The sequence below is a fragment of the Algoriphagus hitonicola genome, from assembly GCF_900113375.1.
In the GTDB taxonomy this organism is placed as follows: domain Bacteria; phylum Bacteroidota; class Bacteroidia; order Cytophagales; family Cyclobacteriaceae; genus Algoriphagus; species Algoriphagus hitonicola.
The window spans coordinates 217,204-233,481 of record NZ_FOPC01000007.1 but is presented as its reverse complement, the minus strand read 5'-3'; the positions used below and the strand labels follow the sequence as shown (position 1 = coordinate 233,481).

Below are 16,278 nucleotides of genomic sequence, written 5' to 3'. Positions count from 1 at the left end.
CCCACTGATTAGTTGAGTAGCCCCGCGGCAGGCGGCATTAAATCAATTCAAAAACAGGCTTAAAAATATTGTCCAGTTTTTTGTAGTAAATCCAGATATGGAATGTTGCAACCTAAACTCCTTTGTAAATCCCCCATCAAAAGCCTTTTTAAGAACGGCTTGGCGGTAGATTTCGAGTTTGGCTTGGGCGGATTTGAGATTGGCGATCGCATGATCCAACTCGCTAAACAACTCCTCGATCCGGGCTACAATCGCTCGCTGCTCGGGAAGGGGAATTAATGGAAAGTCTATTTGGAGAAGATCCCTCTTAGCAAGACTTGGAATTGTAGTACTCTTATCTAGCTTTTTGAAATTGAACCCTTTGCAAAAATAAAAGAGCAGTTTTGGGAGAACATATTCACAAGGATGAATTCCGAAAGCAGTATCCACATTCCAAAACTTTTCATTGACAAAAATCGGATTGTTAATTGTCCCCTTTCTTCCGATTACAGTCGTTCCAGGAGGGCACAAATACTGATCGGCAAAACCAAAAACTCCTCCACTTCCATAAATAGGATACTCACCATTCGGATTTTCTACTTCCTTTTGGTTTTTGCCACTGATTATTTCAGCAATTTCACCAAGTGCAACCAAAACCCAACCTTTAATCATTCCTATTTGAGTTTAAAAGGTTATCGAAATAAAATGAAACAAGATCCGAAGCCACCATTGAAAGGCTTAAGTGTTTCTTGGATCTAATGGTATTTTCAAGGCTAGAATAATTGATTTTTCCGGAGTCAGATATGAATGCAGGTTTTGATTGCAGATTTCTGAAAATCAATTCCCAATCCGATTGAAGGTGTTTAGGCATACTCGAATTGATCAATTGGAGCAACTCTTCTGATTGAAGAAACCTTTCTCTGATGTTACCCTTATGGGTGCTGAGGATGATGATCAGCTTGAAATATTTTTCATGGCAGTAGTTATTCATGGCTTGAAGTAATTGGTAATTCATGAAAGGCATTCTCCCCAGCTCTGTAAATGAATACTTTACCAAAAGGGGTTTCGATTTGCGGCCAAATCACGTCACTAAAATCGAAATAAGAGGCGAATTCATTTCGATCTGCGACCATCACTAACCAAATTTGATCATAGGCCCTTTTATAATTGGAAACCCTACCATTTTTCTTGTTTAGGGATTCAAAAAAGGAAGAACCTCTCAAAAACTCAGGAACCATTCCGCCATTGGATTGAGTCCAAATTGATTTAGGGAGTGTTTCACGATTTGAAATTACGATGTCTCCAATTTCTTTTGGCAAGATGTATTCACCTGTTTTCCAGTCAGGACTTTCAAAGCCTTGGAAACTTCCTTTTGAGGGAATATTCTTTAGGACAAAATCAACCAATGGATCGACCAACAATTTTCTTTCCCTTGCGGTCAATTGTAACGGCTCTTCCAATACTTTTCTTCCATAGTCTGAATTGAAATAAATTTCAACATGGACTCTTTCATCCGAAAGGCTATTGAACTTTTCTTGAGCCTGCATTAGAATTTTGGATGCCTCACTTTCATGTCGCTTAGGAATTATTCCATTGTGATCCTCCTTTTTGAAAAGCTGAGTATGCTCTATTCCAATCAATCCCGACTTTGTTTCCAAAATGAAATCAGGTTCTTCAAAATCTATTAATTTCCCTGAATATTCCACAGGCAATAATTTAAGGAAGTCCTCAATATGAATTCTTTCTAACTCTTTTTGCTTCATCAGGCTACCAATTCTTCATTTAATTCCTGAATCACTTTTTCCATTTCCTCCCCAAACAAAGCCCACATCTTCCCTCTTCCTCCATTTTTATCAAAAGGTGTATAATCCAGATCATCCAGCCCGATATGGAAACTAGAAGCGATATAGTCTTTGATTTTCAAAATAAAGAAGTTTGAATTTCCTTCTTTGGATAAAAGACTCCAATAATCACGAATGGATTATTAGCTCTGCGTGTATGCCATTCTTTGGTAGTTCCCAAGAAAAAGTAAAGGTCTTTGTTTTCCAGAAAATTGGTTTCGTATTGCTGGCGCACTTTTTCCAAAGCGACATCTTGATCACCATCGGCATCTCTAAGACAGTTCCAATAGAGCTGACCAATCTCCCAATCCTCGATCATAAGCTTGGAAACTCTACCCTCATCATCTTCAAATTCATACTTGAATTTCCAAGGGACTTTCGGAAATATTTCTTTTGCCTCTGCCTTGGGTTCATTAAATAGATCCATCTGATCTTGTAAGGCTTTCCAAACTGGTTTCCAGTCGGCCACATCCTTCTCAATGATCAGTCGCTTGATCTTTGTAGGTTTGAAAGTCGCCAAAGAGATATTTTTAGGATCTTTAGAATCTTCTATAAGCTTAGTCAGATTGGTATAGACATTTTTCAGACAAATAGATTTTCGAGCTTGCCAGTTGTTTTTGGTATCTATCGTATCACCTATGACAATGTCTTTGAATTCATAATCCTGAGGTGAGTAGCTCTCAGGACGAAAATCATCGGTCCGTTTTACTAGATCCAATTCTATCCATGTATATTTTCTGGATTTAACTTTCCCGGTAGATTTCAGTCCTTTGAGGTAACTTAACGGCATAGGATATATTCTTATCCAAGTACCATCTTCCCGCATTCCTGCCGTGCAGACCAATTCATCATAGCTTCTTGAAGGCAAAGGATAGGTGGTTACTGTCAACAATATCTTTTCTCTCGGCATACTTTATAAATGTAAAAGTTCGTACTCGAAATCAGGTAATTGACAAATCGCCTCTGCCAAATGCTTGCGATGGCATTGGCAGATATTTGCTTCAAAGCAGGTAATTGCAACCCGATCATGGGTCTGGATCAGCTCCATTATTTCTTCTTGTTGGGATAAAGTCTGAGGAAGTACTGTCTTTTTGTAGTCTTCAAAAAGTACATCATAATCCTGCTGGGTATTCAGTTCTTTTCTTTTGTCCGCTACAATTCCCACCTCGGGAATATGGATAAACCGAATTCCTACCCCATCACAAGCCATTTGTAATTGGGATTTATTGAAGCCATACTTCATACTGAAGGAATTCTTTCTAACATCACAGAGTACCTTGACATCTGCAGCAAGGAGTTTATTCATATATTCCTCTAGGCTGAGTCCTTCATAACCAATTGTAAAAAGTGCTTTTTTGGAAGATTGGGGTATCGCAGATTTTACACTTGCCATTTCCTTGGCATTCAGATACCGCTCGGCTACAGTACTGTTGATGGCGTAGTAAGGGAACTGAACATAGGTATAGCGGATCAGTTCTTTGGAAGTGTTTCCTTCAAATTTCGCCTTCAGTTTGGTTACTCCTATTCTATCCTCAGGCTTTAGATTTGCCCAATAGTCAGCCTGATCAAGCTTCTTCCATGTCTTTTCACTTTCGGCTACTTGCTCATACTTCTTCATTGTGGAGAGATCCGCATTTGCCTGAAAGGAAAAACAGCCAAATTTGTAGGGAACAAAATGAAAGCTTTTTTCCTGTTGGTAGGTGGTAAAAAGCATAAGCAATTTTTGAAACTGAAGTTTTTCCAGCTCGCCGCCAAAAGCTTCCAAAATCGCCAATACTATTTTCCTTCTGTAATACATCATAATCTTTTCAAAGGTAGCCTATACTTATTGTTAAGCTGAAAGCTCCTTATTTAATTCCTCAAATAGTGCGGCTGTTTCTGTCCCAAAAAGATTCCACATGGTCCCTCTTCCTCCATTTTTATCAAAAGGAGTATAATCCAGATCATCCATTCCAATTTGGAAGCTGGAAGCAATATGGTCTTTGATCATCCGCAGCCATGCCAATTGTTCTTCTGTGAATTTATTATGCTGTCCAGCATTCTGTTGGAATATCCACTTGCGGAAATTCTCATTCACTGTTGCATCATACGAAGTAAGCTGAGTGTCTATTCCTACCACTTTCCGGATCAGGGAGACCAAGGTGATCAATTCTTTTTTCGGTGAATTATCCTTCACCTGCCCCAGTTGCTGATAGGCTTCCCAGATATAGTTGGGCGCAAGCATCGGTCGATCCAGTTTGATTCGATCCAGTAGATCCTTCACCATTTTCAGGGTGAGTTCTCTTCTTCGGTAAGGCTGATCATAGAAGATCTCCAAAGCGATGATTTCATCCTTATGAGTCTGAATGTATTCAGTAAAATCCGCAACTACTTCTTTTGCCTTCTCTTTTGTAAACTTATCCCACCCTTTACCTATTACCTTATCAGTATTTGAATAGTCAATGATCTGATCGTGCGCTTTTCGTACTTTCTCTACATATTCGGTGAGTTCTCCTGTAAAGACCTTCGCAGCAGAAGTCCGAAGCTGATCCACTTCCAGAGCAATGGTTTTGGAAATTTCATCCGGTGCTTGCCCGATTTTTTCCTTAGACACTTTTTGTTCTATGCCTTCTATTACATCAGGATTATAGGCATTTAGTAAGTCTTTAATCACCGTTTGTAAGCTTTTCCCATCTGCGAGTTCAGAAAACTTCTCTTTCTCAGAAGGACTCAATTCTTTTTCCAAACGAAGTAATCTGTTTGCAAGGGACAGAAACAAGTCTTCGTCCTGTGCTCCCATTTTTATTGCACCAAGCAAGTCCTTTAACGGCACTGTTGGCTTGCGCTCCAGCGGTCGACTGTCTGTTTTCTTAGACTTGATAGCCCCGATGGCATCGACAATGACAAAGTGTGTTTTGGTATGTTTGGCGGTTCGGGTGACTTTTTGCAGATCATCAAAGTTGATCGTGCGTGTTCCCCTGCCTTTCATCTGCTCGAAGTAATTGCTGCTTTTCACATCCCGCATAAAGAGCAAAACTTCCAACGGTTTTACATCCGTTCCGGTGGCAATCATATCCACTGTCACAGCAATGCGAGGAGCCCAGGAATTACGGAATCGGTTCAGCACAGACTTGGGATCTTCTTCGATCTTGTAGGTGATCTTTTTGCAGAAATCATTGCCTTCATTGAATTCCTCTCTGACGATCTGAATGATATCATCTGCATGGCTATCTGTCTTCGCAAAAATCAAGGTCTTGGGCACTTCAAACTCCCTATCCTCATCAAATCGATCTGGGAAGATCGTTGGAAGTGCTTCTTTGAATGCACGGATGATCGTTCTGATTTGACTTGGATTGACCACTTCTTTATCCAACTTGTTTGGAGTGTATGTCAAATCATCATCCAGCTGTTCCCAGCGCTTGCGCCGGGTTAGTTTTTCCCGTTTGTCAACAAACTCCTTTGCTTTGATGATCGACCCTGTTTTGGTAATTTCTGTTTCAATGGTAAAAACATCGTAAGGCACATTCACCCCATCTGCAACAGATTCTTCATAGGTGTATTCACTGACAACGTTTTGATTAAAGAAAGCAAAAGTCCGCTTATCTGGGGTTGCAGTCAAACCAACCAGAAATGCATCATAGTAATCCAACACCTGTTTCCAGAGATTGTAAATCGAACGGTGACATTCATCTATGATGATAAAATCAAACTGTTCAATCGGGTTTTTTTGCGTGTATGCCACAGGCAAAGGATCTTTTCCCGATAAATATCGGGAGACAGTCCAACCTGATTCATTTGGATTCTCTTCTTCAGCAGACTCTTCCAATTCCTTGCCCTGCAAAATGGAATACAAGCGCTGTATGGTCGAAATACAGACCTGACTGTCTGAAGCAATATAGCTTGACGTCAATCGCTGTACATTGTATAATTCAGTAAACTTCCGATTATCGTCCGTTGGCTGATACTTCAGGAATTCCTGTTCTGCTTGCTCACCAAGGTTTTTGGTATCTACCAAAAACAACACACGTTTTGCTTTCGCAAACTTCAACAAGCGATACACAAAGGTGCAAGCAGTAAATGTTTTGCCTGCACCAGTTGCCATTTGAATTAACGCCTTGGGATTGTTTGCCTGGAATGATTTCTCCAGATTCCTGATTGCCGATTTCTGCGCGGGACGTAAACCCTGTTCATCCAATGGAGGAGTATTCAGCAATCGTGCACGAAGGGTTTCAGCTTGTCCATTCCATTCTGCCAATGTTTCAGGCTTGTGAAAGTGAAAAACAGGACGTGATCGAGGCTTTGGATCATTGTAGTCCGTGAAACGTGTGATTGTCCCCGTACTTTCATACACATAAGGCAAATCATCATGTTTCAGGTATTTCAGCTTGCTAGTAGCATATTCCCGTGATTGATCCTCCACCACCGTCAATCGCTCTCCCTCCTCTTCCCGTTTTGCTTCAATCACTCCAACAGGCTTGCGATCGACAAACAGAACATAATCGGCAGGACCGGAAGAGGTTTGGTATTCCCGAACTGCTATCCCTTTTCCGCCTGAAAGATTTACTTCATTTTTGGATTTCACCAACCAACCAGCCTGCTCCAATTGGCTATCAATCAGATCTCTTGCGATTTGCTCAGGGTTTTGGTTAGGTTGGTTCATTAAAAAATGATTTGAAGGGTTTAAATTAGAAAATTAATTTGAAAAAGCTAAAGACAATTGATAACTGTGGTGATATTAAGGACTGCACGACTTATATATGGAATGAATACCGAACTTGGTGCACCAAAGTTGGTGTTTTTCAAGAAGCTCAGCATCAGCCATCTTGTCTTCTCGATTCCTTGAGGCGTATTCGATTCTATCGACTGACCATGGAAATGGGGATAGCCAATATTAAATGGATCAGGGCAGTATAAGCATAGGCATCATTTTCCCCAAACATTTGAAACATCCAATAGATTTCGGAAAGAAATGGAAGGAGAAAAGAAAGAACACCGCCAAAAAAACCGCCTTCAGTAAAGGCGATAATTACTGTCCAAATGTGGGTTATAGTAGCTGTAATCATGAATATGATTCCAATTAGACCAAATATAGCTTTCATGGTATTAAGGGTTAGAGTTGATTTTTTTGACCTGTCCTGAATTACCTAAATATTAATCAATTCAATTTGGACAAGGACATTAGTAATCACCAAGAGAACGAAGCCAATAGGCCCCACTATCTGTGCACGCTTTCCTAACATTCTTGTGAGTATAAATGCAATTAGGAATGAGACAACAGGAATGATTAAGAAGAAATACCATCCAAAATCAATAGCCCCAGCAATTGTGAAATAAATACCTGCAATAATTGTAAAAAGCTTGAAATTCTTACCGTTGTCTGGAAGAAAAAACTTACCAATTGGAAGCCCCTGTTGAATTGCAAAATCATAATAGCTTGTTACTATCCATGAGCAGCTGACTATTCCGACTAAAACAAAAATCCTAAGATCCATAAAGTTCGAAAGGTTAATTGGAATAAAAGTAAAGAATATTGAATTCCAAAAAATACCCTGTACAGGGTATTTTTTACTGAATAGAGGACATTTAGGATAAAAACAACTTCGCATTCTAATCTTTAACTATTGGTTTCCCAATGTATTAAAGGAATGTACTTTTTTACTATAAACAGCAAGAGCTCTGAGCATTCCTGTAAGTTATTTGATTATAGCTTTTCCTCCTCAAAACTTTCAGATTACATACTTTTAAAGTAAAAAACATATAATTTGAAAGTTTAACTTTCAGATTACATACTTTTTGGTTAATTTTCATGCAATTTGAAAGTCGTTATACGATTACCATGATCCACAGAACCCTTGAAAATAGGCTTAAACAAGCTCTGAAGTCGATGCCAGTTGTGGTGATTTTAGGTCCGAGACAAGTGGGAAAAACTACCTTGGCCTTAGAGTTTGCCAAACCACTTTTGGAAAAACCTGTCCACTATCTAGATCTGGAGCTAGATTCTGACCTAGCCAAACTCGATGATCCGGAAAGCTACCTTCGAAGGTTCAACAATCAATTGTTGGTAATCGATGAGGTTCAGCGAAAGGCTGATTTATTCCGAATTATCCGAAGTTTAGTTGATATCCGAAAAAGAAATGGAGAAAAGGCTGGACACTTCCTTTTATTAGGGTCTGTATCAAAAGATCTACTTCAACAATCTTCAGAAACCTTAGCTGGAAGAATTCGCTACTTAGAACTGACACCCTTTGCTTTTCAAGAGCTTTACCAGGAGGAGCAATTGGGTTTTAATCCGGAGAAATTGTGGTTTCGAGGGGGGTTCCCTGATAGCTACTTGGCAGAATCCGATCAGGAAAGCTGGAATTGGAGACATGACTTTATCACCACTTACGTGGAAAAAGACATTCCCTTATTTGGCCCACAAGTTTCAGCCACACGAATGAAGCGGTTTTGGACAATGCTGGCACATTTTCATGGTCAGCAAGCTAACCTTAGCGATATCGGAAAAAGCCTAGAAGTCAGTCACACCACAGCTAGAACTTATCTTGACACACTGCAAGATTTCTTTATGATAAGAAAATTGCAACCTTGGGCCGGTAATACAAAAAAAAGACTCGTCAAATCCCCCAAAATTTATATCCGGGACTCTGGTTTGCTTCATAATCTACTGAGTATCCACAGTTTTGATCAATTGCTTGGTCACCCTATATTAGGGACGAGCTGGGAAGGTTTTGTGGTAGAAAACATCCTCAACTCAATTTCTAATCAATGGACAGCTAGTTACTACCGATCTAGCAACCAAACCGAAATCGATTTGATTTTAGAAAAAGGACATCGAGAAGTTTGGGCAATTGAGATAAAAAGATCAATCGCTCCATCACTTTCCGCTGGTTTTCATAAAGCCTGTGAAGATATAGGAGCTACCCGAAAAATGGTCATTTACTCAGGAACGGAAAGATTTCAAATCACAGGAATGACAGAGGTCATTGGGCTCAAGGATTTTTTGGCATTGCTTGAAAATGAAAACAATTGATGGTTTTCAAAAGCCACTAGAGTTCCTCCAACTATTCAAGGCAGGAGCAATACTCATCAAGTTCGCAGCCTTCAGGATTTCCCGTGCAAAAATCAAAATGGAAAAAACCATATTCTGAAATTAATACTGGATGGTCTAATATCCCTAGCATTAAATCATAAACTCTTTCTTTGGGTAAGTTTTTGGGCAAATCTATTCCCAAGTTCCAGGACTTCAACATCTGTCGAAACTCAAAATTAACCTGTTGAAGCTCATCGAGCCCATAGTAATCAGATGGTGGAAATATCTCTTTTTCCAACCCACAGTAGTTTGAAAAAGTAGGTTCCGCTTCTAGGTTTAAAAACCGATCCACTTCTGCAAAATGCTCTTTTAATTCATCCTCATCACTTTTAGCACTATGTTTTTCTTTTTCGAAGTAATTTTCCGGTCGATGAGCGCTTCGTATATCTTTCAATAAATGTTGCAGGTATCTTTTCATGGTGAATTATTCTAGAATATCATCCTCAGAAAAACTATCGTTTCTTCCTACCCTACAAAATACTCCTCCAGCTCCCGCATCATTTCGGCTTTTTCCCGGAGATCGCGGATGATTTTTCCTTTTTCTAATAGGACAATGCGATCACAGATTTCAGTCACATGATTGAGGTCATGTGAAGAAATCAAAAAGGTGATCTGAGAGGCTTCTTTTTCGTGGAGAATCAATTTTTTCAATCGAACTTGAGAACTTGGATCCAGATTTTCAAAGGGTTCATCCAAAAATACCACCTCAGGATTTCCCATCAGAGCAGCGGCGATTCCCACTTTTTTAAGATTTCCTTTAGACAGATCCCGGATGTACTTTTTCTTCCCGACGATCTCATCGTTAAACAAGTCGGTAAATCGCTCCAAGTGAGTTTTCAAGTCTGCCTCAGATAAGCCATAAATTTTGCGAAGCGTCTCAAAATATTCATCCGGCGTCAGATAACTTAATAGCATATGCTCATCCAGATACGCTCCGGTAGTTCTCTTCCATTCTTCGGATTTGCTGACATCGGTACCGTTGATTTCCACTGAGCCTTCCGTGGCACGGACCAGATCGAGCATAATCCGAAAAAGTGTCGTTTTCCCTGCTCCATTATTTCCCACCAAACCAAAACATTCCGATTTGGGAATTTCCAGTGATTCTACATCCAAAACCACGGCCTCCTTATATTGCTTCTTTAAATTTTTTACGCTGATCATAGCTCCTGTCTAAAAGATGATGAGATTTCGTACTGATTTTGATATACTCGTTGCACATTGATTTTGCTTAGTGGCTTGTAAGCCAAAATTCCAATCAAGCCAACCACCGAAAGCGCGATTAGCCCCGCATAATCGTTAATTAATAAGGCAAATGGCAAATAGATCAGATAAGGCAAAACCATCATCGGAATCACCATAAGCCATTGGGCCGCTCCCACCCCTTCGTAGTTAAACATCGCTCCTTTATTCAAATCCATGGGTTTGGGCTTCCAAAGTGCCAAATAAATAATCACATGAACCAAGACACCGACATTGAATAAAAATGTGGCCATGTGAATCAATAGAATGTCAATTCCAAAATAGACATAAGGCACCGAAGCCAAAAAACAGACTACGGAAATCGAAATAAAAAGCAGGTATTTTCCTCGGATCAGTCCTTCCACCCCTCCTTTTCGATTGAGGAAAAAATCAAAACTCGAGGAATTCCAACTCAAAAATAGCTGCCCATATTGAATCATAAATATCCCGGTGATAAATACGCCTACGAAAATAAAAATGGGCGAAATCCCTTCATCGGAACTATAAGCCGGATTGGTGTAAAAAATCAATCCATAAAGCAGAATAAAAGCCGAAAGTATCAGATACGTCCGGCTTTTCTTATGACGGATGATCAGTTTCCACTCCAAATTGGCCATCTCTCCGGCGAGGCCAAACCGAGCAAAAAAACCGATCGACTGTCCGAAGGATCTGACCTCCTCCTGCTCTCCCGCCAGGTCCTCTAAATAGGCGTTTTGCACATGATATTGATAGCAAAGCCAATAGCTAACCCCTAACAATACTGCCAATACAATCAAAGGAACTGGACTTTGGATCGCGTAATCAAAAACCGGCTTCATGAGTTCCCCCAAGTTGAACCATCCCAGATAGTTTGATCCGGCACCGAGGAGCAAAACTGCAATAATCACCGCTAACCCAATGGCGCTATCCTCAAAACGCTGCTTGAACCAAAGCATAAACCAGTGCAAAATCCAACTTGTCAGCACGATAGCGCCTACCCATCCCCACATCGCCACTGCACCAAACTGTGGAAGAATCACCTGAATAGCAAATGGCGTAAAAAGTAGAAGAGCAATCAAATTGAGCGGAGAAATAAAACTCTTAAGGAGCAAAACATTCATTATCCAACGCTTTCCGATTGGAAGATGAAGTAGGCTTTCTAATTCCACTACTGGTAGTTTTTGTAGAAAATACCGGTACATAAACTCAGTCAAAAAAAAGAAAATCAAATACCCATTGAGTGCTTCCAAGGGATCCACATCTCCGTCTAGAACTATGATGATATCTTTGAGAAAAAAACCAGCTGCTACCACGTAACTTAGCAGAAGCAAAATAATAAATCCCAAGAAAATATTCGTGAGAATACTCTTTGCAAATGAAGTGGATCGAGCGCTTTTTATAAACTGCAATCGAATCAATTGAAAAATCATAGAAGCAAGGTTGGTTTAAGATTTAAATTTTGCTTGAAAATAATCATAAAGCTTAAATTTGACTTTGATCTAGCCTAAAAAAAATTAGATAAATGCAGAATTTGAAACAGGACCTAGGATTTTTTGATGTGGTGAAGCAGCGGAGATCGGTTCGGATTTTTGACCAAGCCGAAAAATTTGATCACAAAGTGGTTTCCAAATGTCTGGAAGCAGCCATTCTATCACCAAACAGCTCCAATCTACAACTGTATCAATTTATCCGAATCCCAGAGTCTTCTCCGCTTAAGGATCCGCTTGCCCAACTCTGCATGAGGCAAAAAGCTGCGATCACCGCACGGGAACTCGTAGTTATCATCACTCGAAGGGATCTCTGGAAATCAAGGGCCGAAGCAAACTATCAATACCTCACTTCAAGCGTTCAAAATCAGTCTGAGAAAAAGGTCAACCAAGCCAAAAATTATTACAAAAACCTAATCCCAAAACTCTTTGCAAACTATCCGGGCTGGTCATTGATCAAAAAACTCATCGCTTGGTGGGTCGGACTTCGCCGGCCCATGGTACGCGAGGTGGGCGAAACTGAGGTTCGGATTTCAGTTCACAAGAGTGCTTCTTTGGCTGCCATGACTTTTATGTTGGGTATGAAAGCGGAAGGTTATGATACCTGCCCCATGGAAGGTTTCGATTCCAAACGAGTCAAAAAGCTTCTTAATTTGCCCAAAAGCTCCGAAATCGCTATGATTATCGGCTGCGGCAAAGGTCTCCCAGAAGGAATTTATGGTGAGCGTTTCCGGGTAAATTCCTCCGAACTGATCATTCAAAAATAAAGCGACAAAATAATCTGACGGATTTCCTCCGTCTATCCAAAGACTATTTGTGGGTTTGGAGGCATTTTGTAACTTGTTTGCGATACGTTTCTCAAAACCCAAAAACCTATGAATCACGTTAACCGAAGAGACTTTTTAAAAGGCTCCTCAGCAATGATGACCTTGGCAAGTTTCGGCTTGCTGGGCATGGATTTCAAAAATCAGGAAGGCCCTATCCGAGTGGCCCTGATCGGAGCCGGCTGGTATGGCAAATCCGATCTTTTTCGCCTCATCCAAGTTGCGGATGTCGAAGTAGTTGGATTGGCAGATCCCGACAAAAATATGCTGGAAGCTGCCGGTAAACTGGTATCCGAGCGTCAAAAATCAGGAAAAATCCCCCCACTTTATGAAGACTATCAAGACCTCCTGGCCAAAGAAAAACCAGAGTTTGTTTTGATTGGGTCTCCGGATCACTGGCACGCGCTGCAGGCAATAGATGCACTTAAAGCTGGCGCCCATGTGTACCTCCAAAAACCGATTTCGGTGGATGTCATCGAAGGCGAAGCGATTTTGGCAGCAGCACGGAAATACGATCGGGTCGTTCAAATCGGTACGCAGCGAAAATCTACACCTCACTTGATCGAGGCAAAAAAAGACATTATTGACACGGGATTACTCGGAAAAATCTCCCACGCAGAGGTCTGCTGCTACTTCCATATGCGAGCCAATGGAAATCCACCGGAGGAGCCGGTACCGGACTTCTTCAATTATGAGTTGTGGACCGGACCTGCACCACTTCGCCCCTACGATGGATTGCCGCATACCAGATGGTGGCGGACTTTTATGGAATATGGAAACGGCATCACCGGAGACATGTGTGTGCACATGCTAGACACCGTGAGATGGATGCTGCAGCTCGGATGGCCTTCTCAGGTCACGGCGACAGGAGGGATTTTTGTCCAAAAAGAAGGAAAATCCAATATCGCCGATACGCAGACTGCGATTTTCGAATTTCCAGAACTCAATGTCGTCTGGCAGCATCGCAGCTGGGGAAATCCAACTGATCCGGAATACCCTTGGGCTTTCAAAATCTACGGAGAAAATGGCATGCTCGCTGGCAGCACGATGCAGGCTGACTTTTTTCCCTATGGCGAAGGTCAAGAGCCCAAGCACTATGATGTCGTTTACGAAAGAGAAGAATATCCTGAAGATTTGGATGAAGACCGAATCGAACTCAATGCGGCGCCGGCTACCCGTCTCCATATGAAGGATTGGCTTAAAGCCATTGAAACCGATACGCTCCCAATCGCCGATGTGGAGCAAGGCCATATTTCTACAGCATCTTGCATCTTGGCAAATATTTCTATGGAGCTCGGAGGTAGACCACTGAAATATGATCCCGAAACACGAACGGTAATTGGAGATGCCGAGGCAACCGAAAAACTGCGTCGCCCTTATCGAGCTCCCTATACCCATCCGGAACCGGATCAGGTTTAATTCCCGTTTTCTAAGCTGTCAAATCAAAATTGACAGCTTTTTTTACCTCTTTTTATTTTAAAAAATTCGGGGTGCACTTTCGCATTTTTGTATGTGCCCAGATAAAATCAATCCTTGCTGAAAATTAGTTTAAAAGAAAAAAGGAAGCCAATTTTTCGCCAATATCAAGTTGAAAAAAGCGCCAAAAGTCCTCCTACATTTCCCTAATATTAACAGAAAATAAAGGATCATCCGTAATATTAAAACAAGCTTAACGCCCCATTTCGAAACCCTGTAAGGCTTTTATCTACTTTTGAACTGTACAGCAAAACTTTTTAACTCCTTGCATTATATTTTTAGCCCCGACTTTTGTCGGGGCCATTTTGCAGGAATTTCCGCTTGAGAATTTCACTCCTTCTCGTACCTTAGTTGAGAAATTTCAATCCTTATGCAGCTAGGAAGCGTTCCCAATGTAAACCTGAACTTTGACCGGAAAAATCTAAGCGACTCCACTTTACTCCGACTTTACGAATCCCTTTTGGTACCCCGCCGTATCGAGGAAAAAATGTTGATTTTACTCCGACAAGGGAGGATTTCCAAGTGGTTTAGCGGATGGGGACAGGAGGCCATTTCAATCGGTGCGGTAGAAGCTTTGAAGGCGGACGAATTTATTTTGCCCATGCATCGGAATTTGGGGATTTTCACTGGAAGGAAAATCCCTCTAGAGAGACTTTTTGCCCAGTTTCAGGGAAAGAAATCGGGCTTTACCAAAGGACGTGATCGTTCGTTTCACTTTGGCTCCATCGAGCATCACATCGTAGGGATGATTTCCCATCTCGGGCCTCAGCTCGCCATCGCCGATGGCATTGCGCTGGCCAACCGACTTTCAAAAGAAGAGAAAGTCACCTTGGTTTTCTCCGGAGACGGCGCAAGTTCCGAAGGAGATTTTCACGAAGGACTAAATGTCGCCGCCGTCTGGAAACTTCCCGTGATTTTTGTCATTGAGCATAATGGCTATGGACTTTCTACGCCAAGTGAGGAGCAATTTGCTTTCAAAAATTTTACAGATAAAGGCTTGGGTTACGGTATCGAGGCCGTGCGGGTAGAGGGAAACAATGTCCTCGACGTATACCAAACCATTGTTGAACTTTCAGAAGATATCCGAAAAAACCCCAGACCTATCCTAGTCGAAGCGATGACCTTTCGCATGCGCGGGCATGAGGAAGCTTCGGGTACCAAATATGTCCCCAAGCAACTCATGGAGGATTGGGCCAAACTCGATCCGGTCGAAAACTACGAAGCCTATCTGGAATCGATTGGTGTATTGGATGAAAAAACCAAAAGCCGAATCAATACCAAAATCAAGAAAGCCATCAACGATGGATTGGAGCTTGCATTTGCAGAGGAACAAATCACTCCACAAATCGATGAGGAAATACAGGATGTTTATTTTCCTTTTGAGCAAAAAATCATTTCTCCCCAATCCGAAAAAACGACTGAAAAACGACTGGTGGATGCCATTAGTGATGGCCTGCGCCAATCCATGGAAAAATATCCAAATCTGGTTTTGATGGGTCAGGATATCGGCGAATATGGAGGAGTATTTAAAGTGACAGAAGGATTCAAACCAACGTTTGGTGCGGATCGCGTTCGGAATACTCCGCTTTGCGAAAGCGCCATCATCGGGGCTGGGCTTGGATTATCCATCAAGGGCTTCAAAGCCATGGTGGAGATGCAGTTTGCGGATTTTGTCTCCGTAGGTTTCAACCAAATCGTCAACAATCTCGCAAAAATCCACTACCGATGGGGACAAAACGCTGATGTGGTAGTTCGGATGCCCACCGGTGCCGGAATGGCGGCGGGACCTTTTCATTCCCAATCCAATGAGGCCTGGTTTTTTCACACACCCGGTCTGAAAATCGTCTATCCTTCCAATCCCTATGACGCCAAAGGCCTGCTTAATGCGGCTATCGAAGACCCAAATCCCTACCTCTATTTTGAGCACAAGGGACTTTATAGATCAATCAGTGATTCTATTCCAGATGAATATTACACCGTGGAAGTCGGCAAAGCTAAACTAGCAGCAACCGGCGATCAGGTTTCTGTGGTTACTTACGGGATGGGCGTGCACTGGGCAAAAAAAGCTGTGGAAGAGATGGGAATTTCGGCCGATATTTTGGATTTGCGCACTTTGTTGCCTTGGGACAAGGAAGCTGTTCGGGAAACCGTCAAAAAAACTGGAAAAGTGATTTTTCTTCAAGAAGATTGTATCACAGGAGGAATCGGAGCAGAAATCTGCGCTTGGATTTCAGAGCACTGTTTTGAATACTTGGATGCTCCCGTGATGCGGGAGGGGAGCTTGGATACTCCGGTTCCTTTTGCACCCAATTTGGAAAGGGCATTTTTGCCCGTGGATCGGTTTAAGGAAAAACTTCAGCTGTTGGTGGAGTATTAAAATGAAA

At 41.6% G+C, this 16,278-nt stretch carries 15 protein-coding genes; 4 read left to right on the top strand and 11 right to left on the bottom strand.

Annotated features, from left to right (window positions below):
• Positions 1-42: 42 nt before the first annotated feature.
• The 8 genes from BM043_RS11560 to BM043_RS11520 all read right to left on the bottom strand — a co-directional run bounded on the left by BM043_RS11560 (position 43) and on the right by BM043_RS11520 (position 7,291).
• On the bottom strand, positions 43-651 hold the full coding sequence (locus BM043_RS11560) for a restriction endonuclease subunit S (protein ID WP_092791786.1): 609 nt from the start codon (positions 649-651) through the stop codon (positions 43-45).
• Positions 652-962: 311 nt separating this feature from the next.
• Positions 963-1,742 carry a hypothetical protein gene (locus BM043_RS11550; RefSeq protein WP_092791782.1) on the bottom strand — a complete coding sequence of 260 codons (780 nt, stop codon included), beginning with the start codon at positions 1,740-1,742 and terminating at the stop codon, positions 963-965.
• A complete protein-coding gene (locus tag BM043_RS11545) occupies positions 1,742-1,903 on the bottom strand; it encodes a type I restriction-modification enzyme R subunit C-terminal domain-containing protein (protein ID WP_218144147.1) in 162 nt (53 codons plus the stop codon). Before BM043_RS11545 ends, BM043_RS11550 begins: the two co-directional genes overlap by 1 nt.
• Positions 1,900-2,730: a hypothetical protein gene (locus BM043_RS11540; RefSeq protein ID WP_092791779.1), complete on the bottom strand. Its 831-nt coding sequence runs from the start codon at positions 2,728-2,730 to the stop codon at positions 1,900-1,902. The genes BM043_RS11545 and BM043_RS11540 overlap by 4 nt, the downstream gene beginning before the upstream one ends.
• Positions 2,731-2,733: 3 nt before the next feature.
• The gene (locus BM043_RS11535; protein WP_092791778.1) at positions 2,734-3,621 is read right to left on the bottom strand and encodes a DUF488 domain-containing protein; all 888 of its coding nucleotides are present in this window, start codon (positions 3,619-3,621) and stop codon (positions 2,734-2,736) included.
• A gap of 30 nt (positions 3,622-3,651) precedes the next feature.
• Entirely contained in the window at positions 3,652-6,459 is a 2,808-nt protein-coding gene (locus BM043_RS11530; RefSeq protein WP_092791777.1) for a type I restriction endonuclease subunit R, read from the bottom strand.
• Between the two features lie 196 nt (positions 6,460-6,655).
• Positions 6,656-6,898 (bottom strand): hypothetical protein, encoded by a 243-nt coding sequence (locus BM043_RS11525; RefSeq protein ID WP_143189526.1) that lies wholly within the window; start codon positions 6,896-6,898, stop codon positions 6,656-6,658.
• Between the two features lie 45 nt (positions 6,899-6,943).
• Complete coding sequence (locus BM043_RS11520) at positions 6,944-7,291, bottom strand: hypothetical protein (RefSeq protein ID WP_092791774.1); 348 nt, start codon at positions 7,289-7,291, stop codon at positions 6,944-6,946.
• 314 nt (positions 7,292-7,605) lie between these two features.
• Here BM043_RS11520 and BM043_RS11515 point away from each other — a divergent pair, with 314 nt between their 5' ends.
• Complete coding sequence (locus BM043_RS11515; RefSeq protein WP_245753021.1) at positions 7,606-8,829, top strand: ATP-binding protein; 1,224 nt, start codon at positions 7,606-7,608, stop codon at positions 8,827-8,829.
• A 31-nt stretch (positions 8,830-8,860) separates the two neighbouring features.
• On the opposite strand, the gene BM043_RS11510 is transcribed toward BM043_RS11515, so the two are convergent.
• Genes BM043_RS11510 through BM043_RS11500 form a run of 3 tightly spaced genes read right to left on the bottom strand, consistent with a single transcriptional unit; the run spans position 8,861 to position 11,537 of the window.
• Positions 8,861-9,307 (bottom strand): hypothetical protein, encoded by a 447-nt coding sequence (locus BM043_RS11510; protein ID WP_092791772.1) that lies wholly within the window; start codon positions 9,305-9,307, stop codon positions 8,861-8,863.
• A gap of 47 nt (positions 9,308-9,354) precedes the next feature.
• Positions 9,355-10,050 carry an ABC transporter ATP-binding protein gene (locus BM043_RS11505; protein ID WP_092791770.1) on the bottom strand — a complete coding sequence of 232 codons (696 nt, stop codon included), beginning with the start codon at positions 10,048-10,050 and terminating at the stop codon, positions 9,355-9,357.
• Positions 10,047-11,537: a DUF5687 family protein gene (locus BM043_RS11500; RefSeq protein WP_092791768.1), complete on the bottom strand. Its 1,491-nt coding sequence runs from the start codon at positions 11,535-11,537 to the stop codon at positions 10,047-10,049. The genes BM043_RS11505 and BM043_RS11500 overlap by 4 nt, the downstream gene beginning before the upstream one ends.
• A 92-nt stretch (positions 11,538-11,629) precedes the next feature.
• Between BM043_RS11500 and BM043_RS11495 the strand changes: the two genes are divergently transcribed.
• The 3 genes from BM043_RS11495 (at position 11,630) to BM043_RS11485 (ending at position 16,271) form a co-directional block, all read left to right on the top strand.
• On the top strand, positions 11,630-12,361 hold the full coding sequence (locus BM043_RS11495; protein WP_092791766.1) for a nitroreductase family protein: 732 nt from the start codon (positions 11,630-11,632) through the stop codon (positions 12,359-12,361).
• Positions 12,362-12,469: 108 nt separating this feature from the next.
• Positions 12,470-13,837: a Gfo/Idh/MocA family protein gene (locus tag BM043_RS11490; RefSeq protein ID WP_092791764.1), complete on the top strand. Its 1,368-nt coding sequence runs from the start codon at positions 12,470-12,472 to the stop codon at positions 13,835-13,837.
• Between the two features lie 427 nt (positions 13,838-14,264).
• Positions 14,265-16,271 (top strand): alpha-ketoacid dehydrogenase subunit alpha/beta, encoded by a 2,007-nt coding sequence (locus BM043_RS11485; RefSeq protein WP_092791762.1) that lies wholly within the window; start codon positions 14,265-14,267, stop codon positions 16,269-16,271.
• Positions 16,272-16,278: the final 7 nt, after the last annotated feature.